The sequence below is a fragment of the Microbacterium sp. AISO3 genome (genome assembly GCF_002204305.1).
GTDB lineage: Bacteria > Actinomycetota > Actinomycetes > Actinomycetales > Microbacteriaceae > Microbacterium > Microbacterium arborescens.
Genome location: NZ_NHRF01000004.1, coordinates 52,369 through 75,235, shown reverse-complemented (window position 1 = coordinate 75,235; position 22,867 = coordinate 52,369). Strand labels below are relative to the sequence as shown.

The following is a 22,867-nucleotide window of genomic DNA, read 5'->3' as shown; positions in this document are numbered from 1 at the left end:
TGCCGAAGGAACCCGATGAAGACCGCCGAGATCGCCCAGCGCTACCTGGACTACTTCGAGAAGAAGGGGCACACGATCGTGCCCTCCGCATCGCTCGTCACCGATGACCCCGCGCTGCTGTTCACCGTCGCGGGCATGGTCCCCTTCATCCCGTACCTCTCGGGCGATGTGCCTGCTCCCTACCCGCGCGCCGCGGACGTGCAGAAGTGCATCCGCACCAACGACATCGAGGAGGTCGGCAAGACCCCTCGTCACGGCACGTTCTTCCAGATGCTCGGCAACTGGTCCTTCGGCGACTACTTCAAAGAGGGCGCCATCTCGTTCGCGTGGGAACTGCTGACCAGCCCCGAGTCGGAGGGCGGCCTCGGGTTCGATCCGAAGGATCTCTGGGTCACGGTCTACGAAGAGGACGACGAGGCCCGTGAGCTGTGGCTGAAGCACTCGACGCTGCCCGATGAGCGCATCCAGCGTCTCGGCAAGGACACCAACTACTGGAGCACCGGGCTGCCCGGTCCCGCGGGTCCGTGCTCCGAGATCTTCTTCGACCGCGGCCCCGCGTACGGCATCGACGGCGGCCCGGCGACCGACGACGACCGGTACGTCGAGATCTGGAACCTCGTGTTCATGCAGTACGAGATCGCCGACGTGCGCTCGAAGTACGACTTCACGATCGTCGGCGAGCTGCCGAACAAGAACATCGACACCGGCATGGGACTCGAGCGGGTCGCCTTCATCAAGCAGGGCGTCGACAACATGTACGAGACCGATCAGGTGCGTCCCGTGCTCGACAAGGCGGTCGAGCTGTCGGGCAAGACGTACGGCGCCGACCACGAGGACGACGTGCGCTTCCGTGTCATCGCGGATCACGTGCGGTCGTCGCTCATGCTGCTCTCCGACGGCGTCACCCCGTCGAATGACGGCCGGGGCTACATCCTGCGTCGTCTGATGCGTCGGGCCATCCGATCGATGCGCCTGCTGGGCGTCGAGGGACCGAGCTTCGCCGAGCTCTTCGCCGCGTCCCGCGACGCGATGAAAGAGGCCTACCCGATCGTCGAGACCGACTACGCGCGGCTCTCGCAGTACGCCCTCGCCGAGGAGGCGACCTTCCTGCGCACGCTGGCCGCGGGGTCCGAGCTGCTCGACGAGTCCGTCGCACAGGCCAAGCAGGCCGGCGCGGGCGAGCTGAGCGGTGCACAGGCGTTCCTGCTGCACGACACCTACGGGTTCCCCATCGACCTGACGCTCGAGATCGTCGAGGAGGCGGGTCTCAGCGTGGACCGGGGGGCCTTCGACTCGCTCATGCAGGAGCAGCGCGAGCGTGCCAAGGCCGACGCGCGGTCCCGCAAGGGACAGCTCGCCGACACGAGCGTCTACCGCGACTTCCGCGCTCAGGGTGAGACGGTGTTCACGGGCTACACCGAGCTCGAGACCGGCAGCCGGGTGCTCGGCATCCTGGTCGGCGGTGTCTCCGTCGACCGCGCGAGTCAGGGCCAGATCGTGGAGGTCATCCTGGCCGAGACGGCCCTGTACGCCGAATCCGGCGGCCAGGTCGCCGACAAGGGCGTCATCGTGGGCCCGGGCTACGAGCTCGAGGTCCTCGACGTGCAGAAGCCGGTGCCCGGTCTCGTCAGCCACACCGTCGAGGTCACGACCGGCGAAGTGGCCGTGGGTGAAGCCGCCACGACGGTGGTGGATGCCGCGAACCGCCGCGCTGCGCAGCAGGCCCACTCCGCGACGCACCTCGTGCACGCGGCACTGCGTGACACGCTCGGCAAGAGCGCGACACAGGCCGGCTCGCTCAACCGCGCCGGCTACCTGCGCTTCGACTTCTCGTGGGGTCAGGCCCTCTCGCCCGAGACGCGCACCGAGATCGAGGAGATCGCCAACAACGCCGTCCGCGACAACCTCGAGGTCACGACCCGGATCATGTCGCTCGACGAGGCGAAGGCCGCGGGCGCGATGGCGCTGTTCGGCGAGAAGTACGGCGAGACCGTCCGCATGGTCGACATCGGTGGCCCGTGGTCTCGCGAGCTCTGCGCGGGGACGCATGTGTCGTCGAGCGCCGAGGTCGGTCTCATCAATCTCATCGGCGAGTCGTCGGTGGGTGCGTCGAACCGGCGCGTCGAGGCCCTCGTCGGCCAGGATGCCTTCCGCGAGCTCGCCGCCGAACGTGCCATCGTCTCGCAGCTCACGAGCTCGCTGAAGACGCCGCGCGACCAGCTCGCCGCGCGCGTGGCCGAGCTGGCCGCGAGCCTGAAGGCCGCCGAGAAGCGGATCGCACAGTTCGAGGCCCGCGCCCTCGCCGACCGGCTGCCGCAGCTCGTGTCGGCGGCCGCTGCCGCGGGGCCGTTCCAGATCGTCGCCGAGTCGCTGGGGTCAGCGGGGTCGGCGGACGACGTGCGCACCCTCGCGCTGCAGGTACGCGATCGGCTCGGGGCCGACGCGGCGGCGATCGTCGCGCTCGGCGCCGTCGTGGGGGAGCGGCCGGTGGTGGTCGTCGCGACCAATGACGTCGCACGCGCTGCCGGTGCCAAGGCCGGCGTGCTCGCCAAGGCCGCGGCATCCGCTCTCGGTGGCGGCGGTGGCGGACGTGACGATGTGGCGCAGGGCGGCGGAACGGACGCCGCGGCGCTGCCCGCGGCCCTCCGCGCCGTCCGCGACGCGGCGAGCGGCCTGTGAGCGGATTCCGCCAGGGCGTGCGCCTCGGCGTCGACGTGGGCACCGCCCGCATCGGCGTCGCACGGTGCGACCGAGACGGACTGCTCGCGGTACCGGTCGAGACGGTGCCGCGCGGTGAGGGCGACGTGGCGCGCATCAGCGCGCTCGCGGCGGAGTACGACGCGGTGGAGCTCGTCGTCGGCCTGCCGGTCGCCCTCAGCGGACGGGAGACGGCTTCGACGGCCGACGCTCGCGGATTCGCCGAGGCTCTGGCCGCTGCGGGGCACCCCGTCCGTCTCGTCGACGAGCGGCTGAGCACCGTCAGCGCGCACAGCGCATTGCGCGGTTCGGGCCGATCGCAGCGATCGTCTCGTAGCATTGTTGACCAGGTCGCCGCCGTAGTGCTCCTCCAGCAGGCACTCGACGTCGAGAAGAGCACCGGTAACCCGCCCGGCGCTTCCGTCGCATCCTCGCAGGAGCACCCCTGACATGACTGATCGCCCGCCGCACGACAACGCCGTCCCGACGAGCCGACGCGCCGCGCGTGCGGCCGCCCAGAGTCCGGCATCCTCGCCGGGTGGTGCAGCGCGTCCCGAGCAATCCCCGCGCACCGGGGAGGCTCCGCGCCCGGAGCACGTCCCGACCTCCGCTGCCGAGCACCTCGGATCGGTGCACGCGACGGCGTCCCGCGATCGGGCTCAGGGCGAGCAGCCGTCGTATGCGCAGGCGCCGAGGGCCGCTGCGCCTGCGGTCGGCACGCTCGACGCCCTGTTCACGGGAGAAGTGAGCACGCACGAGGTGGGGGCTGTTCCCAGCCGCCACGACCGCGACCGGAAGAAGAGCCGCATCGCGAAGTGGGTCGTGCTGATCGTGATCCTCGCGATCATCGGAGGTATCGGTGCCGGCGCCGCGTGGGTCTGGAGCACCTACGAGACGCAGATCCGCTCCGTGATGGGCTGGGAAGAGCCGAAGGACTTCGAGCCCGGCGAGGCGACGGGCGAGGTGCTGGTCACCGTGGTCGACGGTGACACCGGATCCACGATCTCTCAGACGCTCTTCGACCAGGGCGTCACCAAGACGCCGACGGCGTTCTACGACCACCTCATCGCGACCGCCCAGAACCCGACCTTCCAGCCCGGCGTGTACGCGCTGCAGCAGCGGATGACCTCGGAGGCGGCCCTCGCCCTCATCCTCGACCCGACCAGCAAGCGCCAGAACGCGGCGCAGCTGCGGGAGGGGCTGACGCTGGACCAGACCGTCGAGGTGCTCGCCCAGGGGACGGGGATGCCGGCGGCGGACTTCACCGCCGCGGTCGCCGACCCCTCTGCCTACGGTGTCGCCGCCGCCTCGCTCGAGGGCTGGCTCTTCCCGGCGACCTATCAGTTCGATCCGGGCCTGTCGGCCACCGACATCGTGCGGACGATGGTGGACCGGACGATCGAGTCGCTCGACGCCGCGGGAGTGCCGCAGGAGCGCCGCGAGGAGATCCTCACGACGGCGTCCATCATCCAGCGCGAGGCGCGTCTGTCTGACGACTTCTACAAGGTCTCCCGCGTCATCGCCAACCGTCTCGCGGACGGCATGCCCCTGCAGATGGACTCGACGGCGCAGTACGGCTACAACGAGATGCACGACGGCACGGTCAGTTCGTCGGCGGAGGCGCTCGAGGACGACAACCCGTGGAACACCTACGTCCGCGCCGGGCTGCCGGCCGGGCCGATCGCCAATCCCGGCGACGAGGCGATCGACGCCGCCATGCATCCCGCGGACGGGCCGTGGCTCTACTTCGTCACCTGGAACATGGACACCGGCGAGACGATCTTCTCTGCGACCTACGAGGAGCACCAGGCCGGCATCGAGCAGTGGCACGCATGGTGCGACGCGAATGACAACCGCGGCTGCTGAGCCGTCTGCGGGAGAGCCGCGCCGCTTCGAGGTGTGGGGCTCGCCGATCGGTCACAGCCTGTCGCCGGCTCTCCACACCGCGGCGTACGACCGGCTCGGTCTGCCATGGCGGTACGGGCGGCGGCGCGTCGACGAGTCGTCGTTCGCTCGGGAGCTGGCGGCGCTCGGGCCGGAGTGGCGGGGACTGTCGCTGACGATGCCGTTGAAGACGCTCGCGCACGACGCGGCTCGGACGCGGGATGCCGCGGCGACCGCGACCGGCGCGGCGAACACGCTCGTCCGCTCCGGCGACGGCTGGGCGGCGTTCAACACCGACGTGGGCGGGTTGGCGGCCGCACTGACGGAGATCGGGTCCGCCGCTGCGCCCCGTGCCCGCATCGTCGGTGCCGGCGCGACGGCGACGTCGGCGCTCCTCGCCCTCGAGCGCATCGGCGTCGGTCGTATCGAGATCACGGCACGACGCCCCGCCGCGGCCGACCCGTTGCTCGCGCTCGCGGCGAGCCGGGGCATTCCGACGACCGTGTCGCCGCTCGATGCTCCCGCGGGGGAGGTCGAGCTGACCGTATCGACCCTGCCGGGCGATGCTCCGGTCTCCGACCCCGACGCCGAGCGGCTCGCCGCGACCGGCGGAACGCTCTACGACGTCGTCTACGGCACGTGGCCCACCGCACTCGGACACGCCTGGCTCGCGGCGGGACAGCCGGCCCATCCGGGCGCGACCATGCTGCTCCATCAGGCGGTGCTCCAGATCCGCATCTTCGCCTCGGGCTCGCCCGACGACCCGCTGACCGGCGAGGAGGACGTCGTCGCCGTCATGCGCCGGTCGCTCATGGGAGGATAGACGAATGCTCCGCGTGCTCACGGCCGGCGAATCGCACGGCCCCGAACTCGTCGCCCTCATGGAGGGCCTCCCCGCCGGCGTGCCCGTCTCGCGCGCCGCGATCCAGGCCGACCTCGCTCGGCGCAAGCTCGGCTATGGCCGTGGCTCGCGCATGAAGTTCGAGGAGGACGAACTCACCATCTCGACGGGCGTCCGACACGGCTTCAGCCTCGGCAGCCCGATCGCCCTGCGCATCGGCAACACCGAGTGGCCGAAGTGGGTCGAGGTGATGAGCCCCGAGCCGATCGAGCTCACGGAACGCTCACGCGGACGGGGCGCCGCCCTGACGCGCCCCCGCCCCGGCCACGCCGATCTCGTCGGGATGCAGAAGTACGGGTTCGACGAAGCCCGCCCGATCCTCGAGCGTGCGAGCGCGCGCGAGACGGCCGCGCGCGTGGCTCTGGGGGCGGTGGCCCGGTCGTTCCTGAACGAGCTCGGCATCCGGCTCGTCAGCCACACGCTCTCGATCGGTCCCGTGCGGGTTCCCGACGGCTCGGCGCTGCCGACGCCCGACGACGTCGACGCGCTGGACGCGGACCCGCTGCGGTGCTTCCACGCCGAGACCTCTGCCGCGATGGTCGCCGAGGTCGACGCTGCGAAGAAGGACGGCGACACGCTGGGCGGGATCGTCGAGGTCCTCGCGTACGGGCTGCCGCCGGGGCTCGGCTCGCACGTGCAGTGGGACCGCCGTCTCGACGCGAAGCTCGCGCAGGCGCTCATGGGCATCCAGGCGATCAAGGGCGTCGAGGTCGGCGACGGCTTCGAGACCACGCGTCGTCGTGGCTCGGCGGCGCACGACGAGCTGTTCGCGACCGACGCGGGCATCGCGCGTTCCAGTGACAAGGCAGGCGGCACCGAGGGCGGGATGTCGACGGGCACCGTCCTCCGCGTCCGTGCGGGCATGAAGCCGATCGCGACCGTGCCGAAGGCGCTGCGCACCGTCGACGTCGCCTCGGGCGATGCGGCCACGGCCCACCACCAGCGGTCCGACGTGTGCGCCGTGCCGGCGGCGGGCGTCGTCGCCGAGGCCATGGTGGCGATCGTGCTCGCCGAGTCCGTGCTCGAGAAGTTCGGGGGCGACAACGTCGCGGAGACCCGCCGCAATCTCGAGGGGTACCTCGCGGCGATCCCCGAGACGCTGCGCTCGGCGGCGCTGAGCGACGACGCGATCGGATGACCGCCCCGGCGATCGTCCTGATCGGGCCGATGGGCGCGGGCAAGTCGAGCATCGGCAAGAAGCTGGCGCGCGTCCTCGGCACGACGTTCACCGACAGCGACGCTCTCGTCGTCCGCGACCACGGCCCTATCGAGCGGCTGTTCGCGGAGCACGGCGAAGAGCGCTTCCGCGAGCTGGAGCGTCTCGCGGTCGCCGAGGCGCTCGCGCGTGGTGGCGTCGTCGCCCTCGGCGGCGGAGCGGTGCTGCACCCCGACACACGGAGCGACGTCGCTTCGCACCGCGTCGTGCTGCTCACCGTCTCGGAGCAGACGATCGCCTCCCGCCTGGCCGGCACCACGCGCCCGCTGCTCCAGGGCGAAGACCCGGTGAAGCGCTGGCGGGAGGTCGCCGAGGGCCGGCGCGAACTCTACGAGCAGCTCGCCGACGCACGCTTCGACACATCCACCGGCCGGATTCAGGACATCGTCGACGCCGTCGCGGCGTGGGCGCAGGAGGGGACGTCATGACAGACACCACCGTCATCACCGTCGGGGGCGCCGCGCCCTACGACGTCACCATCGGGCGCGGCATCCTCCCGCTCGTCGGCTCGGTGTTGCCCGAGGCCGCGCGCAAGGTCCTCATCGTGCACCCCCCGACCCTGTCGGCGCAGGCCGAGCGCCTCCGCGAGACCCTCGGCGGCGACCGTCAGGTGCTGCTGGCGGAGATCCCCGACGCCGAGCAGGGCAAGCGCGTCGAGGTCGCCGCCTTCTGCTGGCAGGTCATGGGCCAGGCGGACTTCACGCGGACGGATGCCGTCGTCGGATTCGGCGGCGGGGCGGTGACCGACCTCGCCGGCTTCGTGGCCGCGACGTGGCTGCGCGGCATCGCGGTCGTCCAGGTGCCCACGACGGTGCTCGGCATGGTCGACGCGGCCGTCGGCGGGAAGACGGGGATCAACACCGCGGAGGGCAAGAACCTCGTGGGTGCCTTCTGGCCCCCCGTCGCCGTGGTCTGCGACCTCGACCTGCTCGACGGGCTCTCGCGCAACGAGCGCGTCGCCGGCTTCGCGGAGGTCGTCAAGGCCGGTTTCATCTGGCACCCCGAGATCCTCGACCTGATCGAGGCGGATCCCGAGTCGGCCGTCGACCCTCACAGCGACGCGTTCCGGCGCAGCATCGAGCTCGCGATCGACATGAAGGCGAAAGTCGTAGTTGAGGACCTGCGCGAAGCGGGGCTGCGCGAAGTCCTCAACTACGGGCACACGCTCGGGCATGCCATCGAGCACGCGGAGCGCTACCAGTGGCGTCACGGGGCCGCGATCTCCGTGGGGATGATGTTCGCGGCCGAGCTGTCGCGGCTGGCGGGGCGGCTTCCGGATGCCGCGGCCCAGCGTCACCGCGACATCCTCGAGACCCTCGGGCTGCCGACGTCGTACCGGGCGGGTGCCTGGCGTCAGCTGCTCGCGACGATGCAGCGCGACAAGAAGACGCGGGGTTCGATGCTGCGGTTCATCGTGCTCGACGACATCGCGAAGCCGACCGTGCTGCAGGCGCCCGACGAGTCGCTGCTCTTCGCCGCTTACCAGGAGGTCGGCGCCTGAGCCCGGACGTCGTCGATAGGGTGGGCGCGTGAACACCCCCCGCCGCCTGCTGCTGGTCAACGGGCCGAACCTCAACCTTCTCGGCACCCGCGAGCCCGAGATCTACGGACGCGAGACCCTCGCCGACGTCGAGGCGCTCGTCATCGCGACGGCGGCGGAACGCGGCGTCGACGTGCGCTGCGTGCAGAGCAATCACGAAGGCGTCCTCATCGACGCCATCCACGCGGCCCGCGCGGACTGCACCGGCATCGTGATCAACCCCGGCGGACTGACGCACACCTCCGTCGTCCTCCGAGACGCCCTCGCGGGAGTCTCCCTGCCGGTGGCCGAAGTCCACATCTCCAACGTCTACGACCGCGAGAGCTTCCGCCACCACTCCTACGTCGCCGACGTCGCCTCGGTGCACGTCATCGGTGAGGGCGTCGGCGGTTACGCGCGCGCGACGCGACAGCTGCTCGACATCCTCGCGTAGAATCGATCCTCGGCCCGTCGGCCGCCCGACCACACGAACGGAACTCCACACTCATGGCATCGACCGCAGACATCAAGAACGGCGTCGTCCTCAGCATCGACGGTCAGCTCTGGAACGTCATCGAGTTCCAGCACGTCAAGCCCGGCAAGGGTGGCGCCTTCGTGCGCACCAAGCTGAAGAACGTCGTGTCGGGCAAGACCGTCGACCGCACCTACAACGCGGGCGCGAAGATCGAGATCGAGAACGTCGACCGCCGCGACTTCACCTACCTCTACAACGACGGCGACAACTTCGTCTTCATGGACGTCGACGACTACGACCAGATCACCGTCCCCGCCGTCACCGTCGGCGACGCCAAGAACTACCTGCTCGAGAACCAGCAGGTGCAGATCGCGCTCAACAACGGCAACCCGCTCTACATCGAGCTCCCCGCCTCGGTCGTCCTCGAGATCACGTACACCGAGCCCGGCCTCCAGGGCGACCGCTCGTCGGCCGGCACGAAGTCGGCGACGGTCGAGACCGGCTACGAGATCCAGGTCCCGCTGTTCGTCGAGCAGGGCACGAAGGTCAAGGTCGACACCCGCACGGGTGACTACCTCGGCCGCGTGAACTGACGCCGGCCTTCGTCCGATGAGCGCTCGCTCCAAGGCGCGCAAGCGCGCCCTCGACATCCTCTATCAGTCCGACATCCGCGGCGACGACCTCGGGGTGACCCTCGCCGCCGAGGCCAAGCGCGCGGCGCTCGAGCCCGCACGTGAGGCGTCGTGGCTGTACGCGCGCGAGATCATCGACGGGATCATCGACAACCGCGACGACATCGACGAGCAGATCACCACCTTCGCGAAGGACTGGTCGCTCGCGCGGATGCCTGCGGTCGACCGGGCCATCCTGCGGCTCGGGGTCTGGGAGATCGTGTACAACGACGCCGTCCCCGCGGCCGTTGCGATCGACGAGGCCGTCGAGCTCGCGAAGGAGTTCTCGACCGACGGGTCGAGTGCCTTCGTGCACGGCGTGCTCGGCCGGGTCGCGCGCCTGGGCTGACCGACGTCGGAGGCACGCGCGAGGATCCTCCTATGAGGCCTGACCCGTGATCGGGAGGACGACGCCGTCGTGGCGTACCGTCCTCGCGCCCGCGACGACGGGGGAGAACCCGGTCGCCCTCGGCGTGCAGCTGCGACAGCGAGAGAGCGCGGGCACGGCGCACTGGGGCCCGCGGCGGGTGCTCCCGGCCACCGCACGCAGCGTCGCCACGTCCGACGGCGAACTCCGACTGGCGGCGCGCCCGCTCTCGCGGAGCGCGACGAGCGGGCGATGGGTGCAGGGCGACGAGACCTGGGAGTCGCTTCGCCGCGGCGCCTGGCGGGTCGATCCGGCGCGCGCCCGCTGGTTCTCGACGCTGTACGGCATCGCGCACGACGCCCGGCTGCTGGGCGGCTACGGCGATTCGGAGTGGCTGACCCTCGACGGCTCCGACTCCGAGCTGCTCTGGCCGCATCTTCGCGCGGCGTCCGCTCTCGGGATCCCGATCGTGTCGACCCGGCCAGACCAGGACGTACGACTCGGCGATGCGGCGTCGGTGGAGGTGCGCATCGACGGCGTCGACGGCGGCCTGCGCCTCAGCCCCGTCGTGCGCTTCGACGGAGGGGATGCCGCCGCGCACGCGCGTCCCATCGGCCACGTCGGGGTCTACGGAATCGAGCAGGCAGGCGGTTCGCTCCAGATCGTCTTCGCGCCGGCCGGCGTCGGTCCGGGCGTGCGTTCGCTGCTGGCTGCGGGCGGACCGGTCACCGTGCCGGAAGCGGAGCGCGCCGACTTCCTGCGCGAGGCCTATCCGCAGCTGGCCCGCGAGACGGCCGTCATCGGGGGCCACGGTGTGCGGCTGCCGGCACCGGAGCGGACGACGATCGTCGTCACGGTGAACCAGCGCCCGCGCGACGAGCTGGCGTATGCGATGGCGTGGCAGGTGCCCGGAGTCGGTCAGGTGCCGTGGGAGAGCGCCGCTGGTTCGTCATCGGTCGACCCCGAGCTTCGCACCTCGCTGGAGGCAGCGTGGGCGAGCGCTACCGAGCGACCGTTCTCGCCCAGCGGAACCCGGACCGGCGTCGACGCGGCCGAGTTCACGAACGAGCTCCTGCCCGCGCTGCAGGCCGTGGACGGGGTCCGGGTCGAGATCTCGGGCGTGACGCGGTCCTACCGCGAGCTGTCGGGCGATCCTAGCATCCGGGTGCGAACGGTCGAGACGGCGGATGCCGATTGGTTCGAGCTCGGCGTGCACGTCGAGGTCGAGGGGCGCCGCGTGCCGTTCCGGCCGCTGTTCATCGCGCTCGCCCAGCGCCGCAAGAAGATGCTGCTCTCGGACGGCGCCTACTTCTCGCTCTCGCACCCGGCGCTCGACCGCCTCCGTGAGCTCATCGAGGACTCGCGCGACCTGGTGGAGTGGGAGACCGGCGGTGCCCGGCTCAACCGCTATCAGCTGCAGCTGTGGACCGACTTCGAGGATCTCGCCGACGAAGCCGAGCCCGCGTCGCGCTGGCGGGATGCGCTCGATCGTCTGCGCGAATCGGTATCAGCGGGCCCGCGGCGCGCCCTCCCCGAGGTCCCCGAGGGGATCGCGACGACCCTGCGGCCGTATCAGCACGAGGGCTTCGCGTGGCTCGCGGCGCTCCGCGATGCTCAGCTGGGCGGCATCCTCGCCGACGACATGGGTCTCGGGAAGACCCTGCAGCTGCTGGCGCTGCTCCAGCGCGAGCGTGAGCGCGGCGAGAGCCGTCCAGCGCTCGTCGTGGCTCCGACGTCGGTCGTATCGGCCTGGCGCGACGAAGCGGCCCGTCACGCGCCCGGGCTGCGCATCGCGGTGGTGGACGGCGCGGGAGTCCGGCTCGATCGGCCCGAGGTGGACGTCGTCGTGACCTCGTACGCGCTCCTGCGTCTCGACGCGCACGCGTATGCCGAGCAGGAGTGGTCGACGGTCGTCCTCGACGAGGCGCAGTACGTCAAGAATCCTCGGACGCGCGTGCATCGCGCCGCGCTCGGCCTGCGCGCCGACGTCGTCCTCGCGGCCACCGGGACGCCTCTGGAGAACAGCCTGACCGACCTCTGGGCGATCCTCTCGCTGACGAGTCCGGGATTGTTCCCCTCCGCCCGGCGCTTCCGCGAGGAGTACGTCACACCGATCGAGCGCGGACGCGTCGAGGAGAACGCCGAGGGCGGTGCCGCGCGCGAGCGACGGCTCGCGCGCCTGCGCCGGCGTGTCCAGCCCTTCCTGCTGCGGCGCACCAAGGACGTCGTGGCGGCCGACCTTCCGCCGCGGCAGGAGCAGGACGTGCGTGTGGAGCTCTCCAGCGGACACCGTGCGGTCTACGAGCGCGTGCTCCAGCGGGAGCGACGCAAGGTGCTGGGGCTGCTCGACGATCTCGACAGTCAGCGATTCATCGTCTTCCGCTCGCTGACGCTCCTGCGGATGCTCGCGCTCGCTCCCGCGCTCGTGGATGCGGGCGGCCCGGGGCTCGTTCCCAGCAAACTCGACGCGTTGCGCGGCCGTCTCGACGAGCTCATCGCGGAGGGGCACCGCGCTCTCGTATTCAGCCAGTTCACGTCCTTCCTCGACATCGTCGAGGCCGATCTGCGCGCGCACGGCATCGGGGTCGTCCGTCTCGACGGCTCCACCACCCGGCGGGCGGCGGTCGTCGACGCGTTCCGGAAGGGTGACGACCCGGTCTTCCTCATCAGCCTCAAGGCCGGCGGTGTCGGTCTCACGCTCACCGAGGCCGACTACGTCTTCCTCCTCGATCCCTGGTGGAACCCGGCGGCGGAGCAGCAGGCGATCGACCGAACCCACCGCATCGGGCAGGAACGACCCGTGAGCGTGTATCGCCTCATCGCCGCAGGCACGATCGAGGAGAAGGTCGTCCAGCTCCAGCGACGCAAAGCGCGTCTCATCAGCGCTGTCCTCGACGCGGACGGTGCCTTCTCGAACGCGCTGACCGCGGACGACATCCGGCACCTGCTCGCCTGATCCGGCGGCATCCGTCCCGGCAATGACACGGTTCCCCGCGGCCGGCCTCCGCCGGGGCCTCACGTAGACTCGACCAGTCGCAACAGGAGGTCATCGTCATGCGCATCACAGGCCTGGGACACGCCGGAATGTTCATCGAGACGGCAGGGGGCAGCATCCTCTGCGACCCGGTCGTCGGACCGAGCTTCTTCGGCTCGTGGTTCCCGTTCCCCGACAACCGGGGACTCGACTGGGAACGCTTCGGCCGCGCCGACTTCCTGTACATCTCGCACCGGCACCGCGATCACTTCGACCCGGCACTGCTGCGCGCGCACGTTCCCACCGACATCCGCGTACTGCTGCCGGATTACCCGACCGACGATCTCGAACGGGATCTGCGTGAGCTGGGGTACGACAACATCATCTACACGCAGGCGGGCGTGCCTCTCGAGTTCGGCGACCTGAAGGTCATGGTCACGCCGCTGCGGGCGCCGAGCGACGGACCGATCGGCGACTCGTCGCTCTCGGTCGACGACGGCACGGGGTCGGTGCTGAACCAGAACGACTCGCACCCGCTCGACCTCGAGAAGCTGATGTCGTTCGGAAAGCCCGACGCGTACTTCACGCAGGTGTCGGGCGCCATCTGGTGGCCGATGGTCTACGACCTGCCGCAGGATGCCAAGCAGAACTTCGCACAGCTCAAGCGCGATGCGCAGAACAAGCGCGCCATGTACTACATCGACAAGGTCGACGCGCCTCACGTCTTCCCCATGGCCGGGCCGCCGATGTTCCTGCGCGAGGAGCTCTTCCGGTACAACGGCTGGGGCGAGCAGAACGACTCGATCTTCACCGACCAGGCGCAATTCCTGGCCCACATGGCCGAAGAGCGACCCGACCAGAAGGGATATCTGTTCGTTCCCGGGACGCAGGTCGACCTGAACGACGGCGCCCTCGAGGTGACGCAGACGCTCTACACGGATGCCGAGATCGAGCGCATCTTCTCGGACAAGTGGAGCTACCTCGCCGAGCAGCGCGACAGCCGCCAGGAGGAGATCCGTGCCGAGGTCGAGCGCCGCGCCCCGATCCTGCCGCCGGAGGAGATGCTGGCCGCGATCAAGCAGTGGTGGGAGCCGCTCCTGCGGCGCGCCCGGACCATCCGCAACGGGGTCGGCGGCATGGTTCGCTTCCGCATCGGCGAGCTGGACATGGTGGTCGATTTCCCGAAGGCGAAGGTGCGCGAGTACGCGGGGGAGGAGTGCATCTACTGGTACACCATCCCCGCTGACCTCGTCTCGACGAACATCCGCGACCATGAGATCGATTGGTCGAACTCGATCTTCCTCTCGATGCAGTTCGAGGTCGGTCGCAGTGGCAAGTTCAACGAGTTCCTGACGACCTTCCTCAAGTGCCTTTCGCGCGATCGCATCGAGTACGTCGAGAACTGGTACGCCGAGCAGTCGGATCAGACCGAGGATGCCGAACTGGGCGACTGGACGGTGCAGCGGCGCTGCCCGCATCTGCGGGCAGACCTCACGAAGACGGGCAAGATCGAGGACGGTGTGCTCACCTGCTCGCTGCACGACTGGAAGTGGGATCTCGCGACCGGGCGCTGCCTGACCACACAGGGGCACCCGATTCGCGCGAGTCGCATCATCGAGACCGCGAGCGCGACCGACTCCGCCGCCTGATCTCGTCGATGCGCAACGGGTGGTGGCCGATCACGTCGTGATCAGCCACCACCACACGAGCAGCAGCGTCACGAGGAAGCCGCCGAGCTGGTTGAGCCAGAGGAAACGGTCCCAGCCCGCGGTCGCACGCTCGCACGTCTCGTCGGTGATGTTCCGGAACGGCCACAGCGTGATGAGGTATGGGACGGCGACGAGCGCCGCGAGCGGCCCCGGCCACGTCGTCGCGAGCATGAGCGCGCCGGCCAGGGCGTAGCAGGCCAGGGCGAACCGCACGGTCCACCGGGCTCCGCGCACGGTCGCGATGGAGGCGATGCCCGCCTCGCGGTCGGCGCCGACGTCCTGGACCGCGCCGAAGGCGTGCGAGGCGATGCCCCATGCGGCGAAGGCCAGCAGGATGACGGCGAGCTGCCAGGTCCAGGTGGCGCCCGACAGCACGAGCCCGTACGCCGCCGGGGAGAAGAAGTGGATGCTGCTGGTGATCGAGTCGGCGAACGGCCTCTCCTTCAGTCGCAGCGGCGGAGCGCTGTAGAAGACGACGAAGAAGAGGCTCGCAGCCAGGACGAGCCACGACAGCGGCGAGCCCACAGCGACGAGGTAGGCGACGAAGGGCAGGCACGACAAACCTGCTGTCCACAGCGTCGCCCGGTGCACGCTGCGATCGAGGATCGCGCCGTGCGCCCCGCCCTTGCGCGGGTTCCGCAGGTCGGACTCGTAGTCGAAGACGTCGTTGATGCCGTACATTGCGAGGTTGTACGGAACGAGGAAGAAGAGCGTGCCGATGACGAGCGTCGCGTCGATCTGGCGCGTCGTGAGGAGGTAGGCCGCGGCGAACGGATAGGCCGTGTTGATCCAGCTCACGGGACGTGAGGCGACGAGGAGCTGACGTGCGAGCGCGGTGGCGGTCATCGGTTCGGCTTCTCCAAGAGGGTCGCGACGGCCGGCACCAGGAAGGCTGCGCACAGCGGGTATGCGAAGTCCTCGAGCGGTGCGAGACCGATCCGGATGCCGCTGAGGTGCTCCTCCGGGTAGGTGAACAAGCCGGCGGCGATCATCACGTTATCGAAGACGGCCGTCAGCAGGATGAGCACGACGGCGGCGGCTGTGGACCAGACCATGCGCGCGCGGAAGCGCGGCCGCCGGGCCGATAGCGCGGTCACGACGACGGTCGCGACGACGAACGGGATGACGATGAGGGGATAGGTCACGGCGCGGCATCCGTTCGGCGTCTCTCGCGGCCCGTCCGCTCGCGCCACCGCCGCGCTCCGCCGTAGGCGACGAGAGCGAGGTAGCTGAGGAACAGCAGGAACACCGGCTCCTCGAGCGGAAGATGCGGGGCGAGGTCGATGCCGAGCAGCGCGGCACTGGTGCCCTTCACGAAGACGCCCGTGGCGATGCCCACGGCATCCCACAGCAGGAAGAACACCGTCCCCAGCAACGCGGCGATCACCGTCCGTCGTCGGTCTCGCCAGAACGCGAGCCGGAACCGCCGGTCGAGCAGCCCGACGCCGCAGAGCGACACGAGCAGGGCGATCAGGTACGACCCCGGCACCGCTCAACCGGCGGGCGTCGCGGGCTCGGGAAGCGGTCCGGCGGTCGTGTCGCCGCGGAGGCGCTTGACCACCAGCTCCGCCGAGATGAGGCACATCGGCAGTCCGATCCCCGGCAGCACGGAACTGCCGGCGTAGTACAGACCGGGCACTTTCTTCGAGGCGTTGCCGGGACGGAAGAGCGCACTCTGCCCGAGCGTGTGAGCGAGACCCAGGGAGTTGCCGCGCCACGCCCCGAGATCGCGGGCGAAGTCGGCGGGAGCGATCGTGCGTCGGACCGTCACTCGCGACGCGAGGTCGGTCACGCCCGTCCACTGCGCGATCTGGGCGATCGCGCGGTCGGCAGCCGCCTCGATCGCGGGATCGCCGCCGCCGTCCACGCCCCCGTGCCCGAGCTCCGGGTCTGCGGGGATCGGGACGAGGACGAACAGATTCTCCGAGCCGTCGGGTGCGACTGTGTCGTCCGTCGCGCTCGGCCGGCATACGTACAGCGACGCGGGATCGGGGATGTGGGTGTCGCGGCCCGAGATCGCGTCGAAGTTCTCGCGCCAGCCGCGCGTGAACAGCAGCGTATGGTGCGACAGCTCCGGGATCTCTCCCTCGACCCCGAGGAGGATCAGGAGCGCACCGAAGCTCGGGGTGCGCTTGCGCCACCAGCGCTCCGGGTAGGACTGCCGGTCGGGCGGCAGCAGCACGGTCTCGGTGTGGTGCAGGTCGGCGGTCGAGACGACGATGCCGGCCGGGATCTCCGTCGTATCGGCGAGACGGACGCCCGTCGCCGAGCCATCGTCGGCGGTGAGGATCTGGGCCACCGGGGTACCCGTGCGCACGTCCACGCCGCGCTCGCGGGCGAGACGTTCGATCGCCGCGATGATCTCGGTGAAGCCGCCGCGCGGGTAGAGCACCGCGTCATCGAGATCGAGGTGGCTCATCAGGTGGTACAGGCTCGGCACGTCATACGGTGACGAGCCGAGGAAGACCGCCGGGTAACCCAGCACCTGGCGGAGCATCGGGTCGTCGAATCGGCTCTCGACGAAGCGGTTGAGCGATCGGGTGAGCAGCGGCGCGAGCATCGGCACCCGCTTGAGGATGTCGGGGTCGCGGAGTCCCTCCGACGTGGCGTAGGTGTCGTACAGGAATTTCGACACGGCCAGGTCGTAGGCGTCGGCGGCGGAATCGAGGTACTCGTCGAGCCGAGCGCCCGCCCCCGGCTCGCGGCTCTCGAACAGTGCGGTCGCCTCGGCACGTCCCGACACGACGTCGATGTGCTCGCCGGCGCCATCGCCCTCCGGCTCGGCGTACACGCGGTATGCCGGCACGAGAGGCACCAGGTCGAGTTCGGCCGCAGCGCTCGTCCCGAGGAGCGCGAAGAAGTGGTCGAAGACCTCGGGCATGAGGTACCAGCTCGGGCCGGTGTCGAACCGGAAGCCGTCGCGCTCCCACGAGCCCGCGCGCCCTCCCGTCTCGTCTCGCGCCTCGACGACGGTCACGGCGTATCCCTCGTGGGCCAGCAGAGCGGCCGTGGAGAGCCCGGCGATGCCGCCGCCGATCACGACGGCGCGCGATCCCGGGGCCGCCTCGCCGGCACGTGCCCGGCTCATGCGCCGGCCCGCAGGGGAGCGGCGCCCACCGTCGCGCGGGCCGCGAGCCCGAGCTTGACGGTGTTGGGTACGCGCACCCGCTGGTCGGTGTCACCGGCACGCCTCAGGCGACGCGAAAGCGCGGTGAAGAGATCATGGGCCGCGGTCACCGCTCGGCGACAGTCGGCCGGCAGGAGGGGGATGATGGCGCCCGCCGCGTCGAGGTCGGCGTCGATGCGGTCGAGGACGTCGACGCGTGACGAGGTGCCGCCGGCGCCGTCGACGCCGAGGTAGTCGCGTCCGAGGGATCCGACGTCGTGGGGGAGATCGCGCAAGAAGTTCACGTCCTGAAAGGCTGCGCCGAGGCGGCGTGCGCCGTCGACGAGGGCGGGGTCGGCGGGACGCGGGTGCGAACCGCCGGCGTTGACGAAGGTCTGGAGGCACATCAGCCCGACGACCTCCGCCGAGCCGTAGACGTAGGAGTCGTGCGAGCCCGCGTCGTGGGACGTCACCTCGAGATCGGTGCGCATGGACGCGAAGAACGGGCGGACGAGATCGGCGCCGATCCCGCACTCCCGGGCCGTCGACGCGAATGCGTGGACGATGAGGTTCGCGCTGAACCCTTCATCGACGGCGACCAGCGTCTCCGTCTCGAGGGCGTCGAGGACGCGGCGTTGAGCCGATAGGGGCATGCCTGCCTGTTCGGCGGAGCCGTCGACGATCTCGTCGGCGATACGGACGAGGGCGTAGATGTTGCGGACGTGCGGGCGCACGCGCGGCCCCAGCAGGCGGGCTGCGAGGCCGAACGAGGTCGAATAGGCCGAGATGACCACGGCGGCCGCGTCGCGCGCCGTGCGGTCGTACAGCGCGATGGCCGAGTGGTCGGGGTTCACGGGATCCGTCCTTCGATGCCGTCTGCAAGCTGCTCGATGAGGGCGCGCGGGGCGGGCGGCAGCTCGGTCGCCCGACGCCGTACCGAGGCGAGCGTCTGGCCGATGAGCGTCACGAGTTGCTCTCGGGCACCGCTCGCGTCGAGCTCGCGCTGTGCCGCCTGCACCGCGATGGGTCCGGTCGGCGCCATCGCGAGCGCCGACGACACCTGAGGCCACGACGCCGACTCGCGCGCGAACGAGATCAGCGGTGTCCGCTTGGCCTCGCGAAGGTCCGCGCCCGCGCCGCGGCCGGCCTGAGCTTCGTCGCCGAAGGTGCCGATCAGGTCGTCCACCAGCTGGAAAGCCAGGCCCAGGTCTGCTCCGACCGACATCAGCACGGCGCGATCGCCGTCGTCGGCATCGGCGAGCACGGCGCCCGCAGCGAGGGGAGCGCAGAACGAGTAGACCGCGGTCTTGTCGTGCGCCGTGCTGAGCAGCTGTGCGGTCTCGGGCTCGGTGGGCACGACCGCCTGCTCCACATCGGCGAGCTCGCCGATCGCTGACACGAGCACGGCGTCGTCGAGCAGGTCGAACAGGGGTACCCGCTGAGCCGACGCGACGTCGGCGGTGGCGACGAGACGCGCCGCCTCGTAGAGAAGGATGTCGCCGGCGAGGACGGCCGCGGCATCGCCTACCCGCTCGGCGTCGTCAGCGCTGACGCCCAGTGACCGCGCGTGCGACCGGAAGGTCCCGCCGACGTTGGGAACACCGCGACGCTCGATGTCGCGGTCGATCAGATCGTCGTGGATGACGAACGCGCTGTGGAGCAGTTCGAACGCTGCCGCGACATCCCAGAGCCCGGGCGCGCTCCCGCGGTCGCCGCTGAACGCGTCGAACGCCGCGACGACCAGCGCCGGGCGGAACCGCTTGCCGCCGGCTGTCGCCGCGGCCGCGGCGCGGATGAGGGCGAGCGCCGACGAGCCCCGGGGGATGGCCCGCTCCGTGAGCCGGGTGAGGACCTCGTCGAGCGCGCGATCGACAGCGGCTCGGCTGTCATCGGGCAAGGAGATCACGTTCACCGTCCTGGATATGCCGTTTGCAAGGCGTTTTTGCTAGCTTAACTAGCGTTTGAGCCGATGATAACCAGGCTCGAGAGGTGGTGTCCACATGGCTGACCCGAATGCCGAGGTCGCGAGAAATCGTGTAGAGCGATCGGCTCTGGAGGCCGTCAGAGCCTTCAGCGACGCCATGGATCGCATGCACACGGGGTTGCGCTCCGACATGGATATGAACGCCACCGACCTCTCGGCGCTGCGCATGCTCAGCATCCGGGAGCAGCGCGGCGAGCTGGTGAAGCCGCACGACCTCGCTCGTCATCTCGGCATATCGAGCGCGTCCACGACGAAGATGCTCGACCGCCTGGCGAAGGAAGGGTTCATCGAGCGCGCGCCGCATCCGAACGACCGGCGCGCGCTGATCATCACGCTCACGGAGTCGTCACGTCGGGACTTCGGTCGCCACTTCGCTGCCCGGCTGCTGCGCATGCGGGAGGCGATGGGGCCCTTCAGCACCGAAGAGCTCGGGGCGGTCACGCGATTCCTCGACGGCATGAGCGAGGCGATGCTGGCCGACTGATTCCGGTGCCGCCGAGCTCCGCTCGGGCTGATGTTCCGCGTTCGGCGGGCTTGCGCCGCGCGAGGAGCGCACACGACGAAGGCCCCGTCTTTCGACGGGGCCTTCGTGTTTTCTGTTGCGGGGACAGGATTTGAACCTGCGACCTCTGGGTTATGAGCCCAGCGAGCTACCGAGCTGCTCCACCCCGCGGCACAAGAGACAACACTAGCACGGGCTCCGCGGGTCGTCCAATCGGGGCGCCATCCGAAGCGCACTCGGGCGTGTCGCATCGCAAACGGCATCCGGGTATTGGCGTCCGCGACCCGGGGCGAGGAGGATACCGACATGAGCCCCGCGACCCCGGTCGCCGACCGAGGCGATGACGTCGCAGACGACGGTCGTGCCGAGTCGGCGGATGAGCGTGCCGACCGCAACTGGAACGAACTGCTGCAGGAGCTGCGCGTGCTGCAGACGGGCACCCAGATATTGACGGGGTTCCTCCTGGCCCTCGCCTTCCAACCCGCGTTCCGCGACCTGAATGGACCGCAGCGGGTGTTCTATCTGACCCTCATCGTGCTGGCGGCCCTCAGCGCGATCGTCGCCCTCTCCCCGGTCGCACTTCACCGCGGCCTGTTCCGACGCCGGGCCAAGCCTGCCGTGGTCGCCTTCGGCCACACGGCTCTGCTTTTCGCGCTGGTGACGGTGTCGGTCCTGCTGGTGGGCGTGGTCGTCTTCGTCTTCGACGTCGTCGTCAGTACTGCGGCATCCTGGATAGTGGGGGGCGCGCTGGCGTTCCTCATCGCCGCGCTGTGGGTGGTCTCGCCGCTCATCTACCGCCACCGCCGTTCGGAGGACCGATGACAGCTCTCGCCGTCGCCCAGTTCGCACCCGCCGCCGATGTCGACGACAACCTCCGCGCGATCGCCGGGTTCGTCGAACGGGCTCGGTCGCGCGGAGCCCGGGTCGTGCTCTTCCCGGAGTACTCGAGCTATTTCGTCGACCCGTTCGACCAGACGCTCCGCGAGAACGCCCAGGACCTCCAGGGCCCGTTCGTCGAGGGGCTGCACAAGCTCGCACGTCTCCACGGCGTGCACATCGTCGCAGGCCTTCTGGAGCGGGCGTCGGACGCCGAACGCGTGCGCAACACGGTCGTGGCCGTCGGCCCCGACGGGCTCGTCGCGTCGTATCGCAAACTGCACCTCTACGACGCCTTCGGGCAACGCGAGTCCGACTGGGTCGAGGCCGGTGAGATCGCGCCCCCGGAGACCTTCGAGATCGACGGTGTGCGCTTCGCTCTGATGACCTGTTACGACCTGCGGTTCCCCGAGATCGGCCGCGTCCTGGCCGACACCGGCGCGCACGTCGTCCTCGTTCCGGCGCAGTGGGTGCGCGGTCCGCTCAAGGAACTGCAGTGGAACACGCTTCTGCGGGCTCGCGCGATCGAGAACACCCTCTTCGTCGCGGCAGCGGACCATCCGCCGCCGCTGGGGGTCGGCAACTCCGGCGTGTTCGATCCGCAGGGCGTGGAGATCGCCGCGGTGGGAACATCGAGCGACGTCGCCGTCGCGCACGTCGACGTCCATGCGGTCGAGCGCGTGCGACGCGTCAACCCCGCGCTCCGGCTGCGTCGCTTCGAGGTCGTCCCGCGCTCAGAAGGCCCGCGCGAGTCGAGCTGACGCCTCGGCAAGGACGTCCGGGCGCTTGCAGGCGGCGAACCGCACCAGCGTCGCGTACTCGCCCCGGTGCGCCGGCGAGGCGAAAGCCGTCAACGGGATCGCCACGACCCCCGCACGGTCCGGCAGCTCCCGGCAGAACGCATCGGCGTCGGATGCCCCGAGGGGTGCGGTGTCCGCGACGGTGAAGTACGAACCCGCGGGAGTCGACACCGCGAAGCCGGCCTCGCGCAGACCGGCGCCCAGGAGGTCGCGACCCGCGCGCAGGCGGTCGGCGATGCCCGAGAAGACGGCGTCGGGAAGCCGCAGTCCGGCGGCGACGGCAGGCTGGAACGGGCCGGCGTTGACATACGTGAGCCACTGCTTGACGGCGAGAACGGCGCGGACGAGGTCGGCGGGACCCGTGACCCACCCGACCTTCCAGCCGGTCACCGAGAACGTCTTCCCCGCGGACGAGATCGACAGTGTCCGCTCTGCGGCACCGGGCACGGTCGCGATCGGAACGTGCGGCGCGTCGAAGGTCAGATGCTCGTACACCTCGTCGGTGACGATCACGGCGTCGTGGCGATGCGCCAGGCGCACGATCTCCTCGATCGTCTCGGGCGAGAAGACCGTACCCGTCGGATTATGCGGATCGTTGACCAGGATGAGGCGGGTGCGATCGGTGACGGCTGCCGCGAGCTCGTCGAGATCGGGTTGGAAGTCGGGCCACCGCAGCGGCACGCCCACGAGCCGGGCACCGGATAGGGCGACCAGGGCCGCGTACGCGTCGTAGTAAGGCTCGAAGACGACGATCTCGTCGTCCGGGCCGTCGACCAGTGCGAGCACCGTGGCGGCGAGCGCCTCGGTCGCACCGGCGGTCACCAGCACCTGCGTGTCGGCGTCGAGCTCGATGCCGTACCAGTGCGACTGGTGATCGGCGATGGCAGCCAGCAGCTCCGGCTCGCCGCGCCCCGGCGGGTATTGGTTGCGTCCGTCGGAGATAGCCGCCCGAGCGGCTTCGAGCACCTCCACGGGACCGTCCTCGTCGGGGAAGCCCTGGCCCAGGTTGATCGCGCCCGTCCGAGCCGCGAGCGCTGTCATCTCCGCGAAGATGGTGGGAACGGGGGAGCCTTCATCGGTGAGCAGGCCGGCGCCGCGTGCGGCGCGGCGCCAGGCGCCGGGAACCTCGTGCATCCGGTTCACGCTACACGCATAGGCGTGTCCCAACCTCGGCATAGGCAAACCA

At 70.2% G+C, this 22,867-nt stretch carries 22 protein-coding genes and 1 tRNA gene; 15 read left to right on the top strand and 8 right to left on the bottom strand.

What is annotated here, in order from left to right; translation table 11 throughout:
- Window positions 1-15: 15 nt before the first annotated feature.
- The 12 genes from alaS to CBF90_RS07630 all read left to right on the top strand — a co-directional run bounded on the left by alaS (window position 16) and on the right by CBF90_RS07630 (window position 14,353).
- Window positions 16-2,679 carry an alanine--tRNA ligase gene (alaS, locus tag CBF90_RS07685; RefSeq protein ID WP_088380307.1) on the top strand — a complete coding sequence of 888 codons (2,664 nt, stop codon included), beginning with the start codon at window positions 16-18 and terminating at the stop codon, window positions 2,677-2,679.
- A complete protein-coding gene (gene ruvX, locus CBF90_RS07680) occupies window positions 2,676-3,146 on the top strand; it encodes a Holliday junction resolvase RuvX (RefSeq protein ID WP_088380306.1) in 471 nt (156 codons plus the stop codon). Before alaS ends, ruvX begins: the two co-directional genes overlap by 4 nt.
- Window position 3,147: 1 nt before the next feature.
- On the top strand, window positions 3,148-4,563 hold the full coding sequence (mltG, locus tag CBF90_RS07675) for an endolytic transglycosylase MltG (protein WP_088380305.1): 1,416 nt from the start codon (window positions 3,148-3,150) through the stop codon (window positions 4,561-4,563).
- Window positions 4,544-5,404, top strand: a complete 861-nt coding sequence (locus tag CBF90_RS07670; RefSeq protein WP_088380304.1) for a shikimate dehydrogenase — start codon at window positions 4,544-4,546, stop codon at window positions 5,402-5,404. Before mltG ends, CBF90_RS07670 begins: the two co-directional genes overlap by 20 nt.
- Window positions 5,405-5,408: 4 nt before the next feature.
- A complete protein-coding gene (aroC, locus tag CBF90_RS07665) occupies window positions 5,409-6,620 on the top strand; it encodes a chorismate synthase (protein WP_023951216.1) in 1,212 nt (403 codons plus the stop codon).
- A complete protein-coding gene (locus CBF90_RS07660) occupies window positions 6,617-7,126 on the top strand; it encodes a shikimate kinase (protein WP_023951214.1) in 510 nt (169 codons plus the stop codon). Before aroC ends, CBF90_RS07660 begins: the two co-directional genes overlap by 4 nt.
- Window positions 7,123-8,199 (top strand): 3-dehydroquinate synthase, encoded by a 1,077-nt coding sequence (aroB, locus tag CBF90_RS07655; RefSeq protein WP_088380303.1) that lies wholly within the window; start codon window positions 7,123-7,125, stop codon window positions 8,197-8,199. Before CBF90_RS07660 ends, aroB begins: the two co-directional genes overlap by 4 nt.
- Before the next feature lie 28 nt (window positions 8,200-8,227).
- Window positions 8,228-8,671: a type II 3-dehydroquinate dehydratase gene (gene aroQ / locus CBF90_RS07650; protein ID WP_088380302.1), complete on the top strand. Its 444-nt coding sequence runs from the start codon at window positions 8,228-8,230 to the stop codon at window positions 8,669-8,671.
- A 53-nt stretch (window positions 8,672-8,724) separates the two neighbouring features.
- Window positions 8,725-9,285 carry an elongation factor P gene (gene efp, locus CBF90_RS07645; RefSeq protein ID WP_023951208.1) on the top strand — a complete coding sequence of 187 codons (561 nt, stop codon included), beginning with the start codon at window positions 8,725-8,727 and terminating at the stop codon, window positions 9,283-9,285.
- A 16-nt stretch (window positions 9,286-9,301) separates the two neighbouring features.
- The gene (nusB, locus tag CBF90_RS07640; RefSeq protein WP_023951206.1) at window positions 9,302-9,712 is read left to right on the top strand and encodes a transcription antitermination factor NusB; all 411 of its coding nucleotides are present in this window, start codon (window positions 9,302-9,304) and stop codon (window positions 9,710-9,712) included.
- Between the two features lie 46 nt (window positions 9,713-9,758).
- Complete coding sequence (locus CBF90_RS07635) at window positions 9,759-12,686, top strand: DEAD/DEAH box helicase (protein WP_242435625.1); 2,928 nt, start codon at window positions 9,759-9,761, stop codon at window positions 12,684-12,686.
- A 98-nt stretch (window positions 12,687-12,784) separates the two neighbouring features.
- The gene (locus CBF90_RS07630) at window positions 12,785-14,353 is read left to right on the top strand and encodes an MBL fold metallo-hydrolase (RefSeq protein ID WP_088380301.1); all 1,569 of its coding nucleotides are present in this window, start codon (window positions 12,785-12,787) and stop codon (window positions 14,351-14,353) included.
- 30 nt (window positions 14,354-14,383) lie between these two features.
- Here CBF90_RS07630 and CBF90_RS07625 read toward each other — a convergent pair whose 3' ends face one another.
- The 6 genes from CBF90_RS07625 to CBF90_RS07600 are packed head-to-tail and all read right to left on the bottom strand — an operon-like array spanning window position 14,384 to window position 19,425.
- Window positions 14,384-15,259 (bottom strand): prenyltransferase, encoded by an 876-nt coding sequence (locus tag CBF90_RS07625; protein ID WP_023951200.1) that lies wholly within the window; start codon window positions 15,257-15,259, stop codon window positions 14,384-14,386.
- Window positions 15,256-15,558, bottom strand: a complete 303-nt coding sequence (locus CBF90_RS07620) for a lycopene cyclase domain-containing protein (protein ID WP_023951198.1) — start codon at window positions 15,556-15,558, stop codon at window positions 15,256-15,258. The genes CBF90_RS07625 and CBF90_RS07620 overlap by 4 nt, the downstream gene beginning before the upstream one ends.
- Window positions 15,555-15,902 (bottom strand): lycopene cyclase domain-containing protein, encoded by a 348-nt coding sequence (locus CBF90_RS07615; RefSeq protein WP_064956711.1) that lies wholly within the window; start codon window positions 15,900-15,902, stop codon window positions 15,555-15,557. Before CBF90_RS07615 ends, CBF90_RS07620 begins: the two co-directional genes overlap by 4 nt.
- 3 nt (window positions 15,903-15,905) lie before the next feature.
- Window positions 15,906-17,501 (bottom strand): phytoene desaturase family protein, encoded by a 1,596-nt coding sequence (crtI, locus tag CBF90_RS07610; protein ID WP_088380300.1) that lies wholly within the window; start codon window positions 17,499-17,501, stop codon window positions 15,906-15,908.
- Window positions 17,498-18,373 carry a squalene/phytoene synthase family protein gene (locus tag CBF90_RS07605; RefSeq protein WP_023951192.1) on the bottom strand — a complete coding sequence of 292 codons (876 nt, stop codon included), beginning with the start codon at window positions 18,371-18,373 and terminating at the stop codon, window positions 17,498-17,500. The genes crtI and CBF90_RS07605 overlap by 4 nt, the downstream gene beginning before the upstream one ends.
- Window positions 18,370-19,425, bottom strand: a complete 1,056-nt coding sequence (locus CBF90_RS07600; protein WP_023951190.1) for a polyprenyl synthetase family protein — start codon at window positions 19,423-19,425, stop codon at window positions 18,370-18,372. The genes CBF90_RS07605 and CBF90_RS07600 overlap by 4 nt, the downstream gene beginning before the upstream one ends.
- 94 nt (window positions 19,426-19,519) lie before the next feature.
- Here CBF90_RS07600 and CBF90_RS07595 point away from each other — a divergent pair, with 94 nt between their 5' ends.
- Entirely contained in the window at window positions 19,520-19,987 is a 468-nt protein-coding gene (locus tag CBF90_RS07595; RefSeq protein ID WP_088380299.1) for a MarR family transcriptional regulator, read from the top strand.
- Between the two features lie 115 nt (window positions 19,988-20,102).
- Here CBF90_RS07595 and CBF90_RS07590 read toward each other — a convergent pair.
- Window positions 20,103-20,176 (bottom strand) — tRNA-Met (locus tag CBF90_RS07590).
- Between the two features lie 135 nt (window positions 20,177-20,311).
- On the opposite strand from CBF90_RS07590, the gene CBF90_RS07585 reads away from it, so the two are divergent.
- Window positions 20,312-20,827: a DUF6328 family protein gene (locus tag CBF90_RS07585; RefSeq protein WP_023951186.1), complete on the top strand. Its 516-nt coding sequence runs from the start codon at window positions 20,312-20,314 to the stop codon at window positions 20,825-20,827.
- The gene (locus tag CBF90_RS07580) at window positions 20,824-21,642 is read left to right on the top strand and encodes a carbon-nitrogen hydrolase family protein (RefSeq protein ID WP_088380298.1); all 819 of its coding nucleotides are present in this window, start codon (window positions 20,824-20,826) and stop codon (window positions 21,640-21,642) included. Before CBF90_RS07585 ends, CBF90_RS07580 begins: the two co-directional genes overlap by 4 nt.
- Here CBF90_RS07580 and CBF90_RS07575 read toward each other — a convergent pair.
- A complete protein-coding gene (locus tag CBF90_RS07575) occupies window positions 21,616-22,815 on the bottom strand; it encodes an aminotransferase class I/II-fold pyridoxal phosphate-dependent enzyme (RefSeq protein ID WP_023951182.1) in 1,200 nt (399 codons plus the stop codon). The genes CBF90_RS07580 and CBF90_RS07575 overlap by 27 nt on opposite strands.
- Window positions 22,816-22,867 lie beyond the last annotated feature (52 nt).

Coding starts and splice junctions, on each gene's coding strand:
- CBF90_RS07575 (WP_023951182.1), bottom strand. CDS start 22,815: ATGCACGAGGTTCCCGGCGCCTGGCGCCGCGCCGCACGCGGCGCCGGC.
- nusB (WP_023951206.1), top strand. CDS start 9,302: ATGAGCGCTCGCTCCAAGGCGCGCAAGCGCGCCCTCGACATCCTCTAT.
- alaS (WP_088380307.1), top strand. CDS start 16: ATGAAGACCGCCGAGATCGCCCAGCGCTACCTGGACTACTTCGAGAAG.
- CBF90_RS07630 (WP_088380301.1), top strand. CDS start 12,785: ATGCGCATCACAGGCCTGGGACACGCCGGAATGTTCATCGAGACGGCA.
- CBF90_RS07625 (WP_023951200.1), bottom strand. CDS start 15,259: ATGACCGCCACCGCGCTCGCACGTCAGCTCCTCGTCGCCTCACGTCCC.
- CBF90_RS07660 (WP_023951214.1), top strand. CDS start 6,617: ATGACCGCCCCGGCGATCGTCCTGATCGGGCCGATGGGCGCGGGCAAG.
- CBF90_RS07670 (WP_088380304.1), top strand. CDS start 4,544: ATGACAACCGCGGCTGCTGAGCCGTCTGCGGGAGAGCCGCGCCGCTTC.
- CBF90_RS07595 (WP_088380299.1), top strand. CDS start 19,520: ATGGCTGACCCGAATGCCGAGGTCGCGAGAAATCGTGTAGAGCGATCG.
- mltG (WP_088380305.1), top strand. CDS start 3,148: ATGACTGATCGCCCGCCGCACGACAACGCCGTCCCGACGAGCCGACGC.
- aroC (WP_023951216.1), top strand. CDS start 5,409: ATGCTCCGCGTGCTCACGGCCGGCGAATCGCACGGCCCCGAACTCGTC.
- efp (WP_023951208.1), top strand. CDS start 8,725: ATGGCATCGACCGCAGACATCAAGAACGGCGTCGTCCTCAGCATCGAC.
- CBF90_RS07585 (WP_023951186.1), top strand. CDS start 20,312: ATGAGCCCCGCGACCCCGGTCGCCGACCGAGGCGATGACGTCGCAGAC.
- CBF90_RS07580 (WP_088380298.1), top strand. CDS start 20,824: ATGACAGCTCTCGCCGTCGCCCAGTTCGCACCCGCCGCCGATGTCGAC.
- crtI (WP_088380300.1), bottom strand. CDS start 17,501: ATGAGCCGGGCACGTGCCGGCGAGGCGGCCCCGGGATCGCGCGCCGTC.
- aroB (WP_088380303.1), top strand. CDS start 7,123: ATGACAGACACCACCGTCATCACCGTCGGGGGCGCCGCGCCCTACGAC.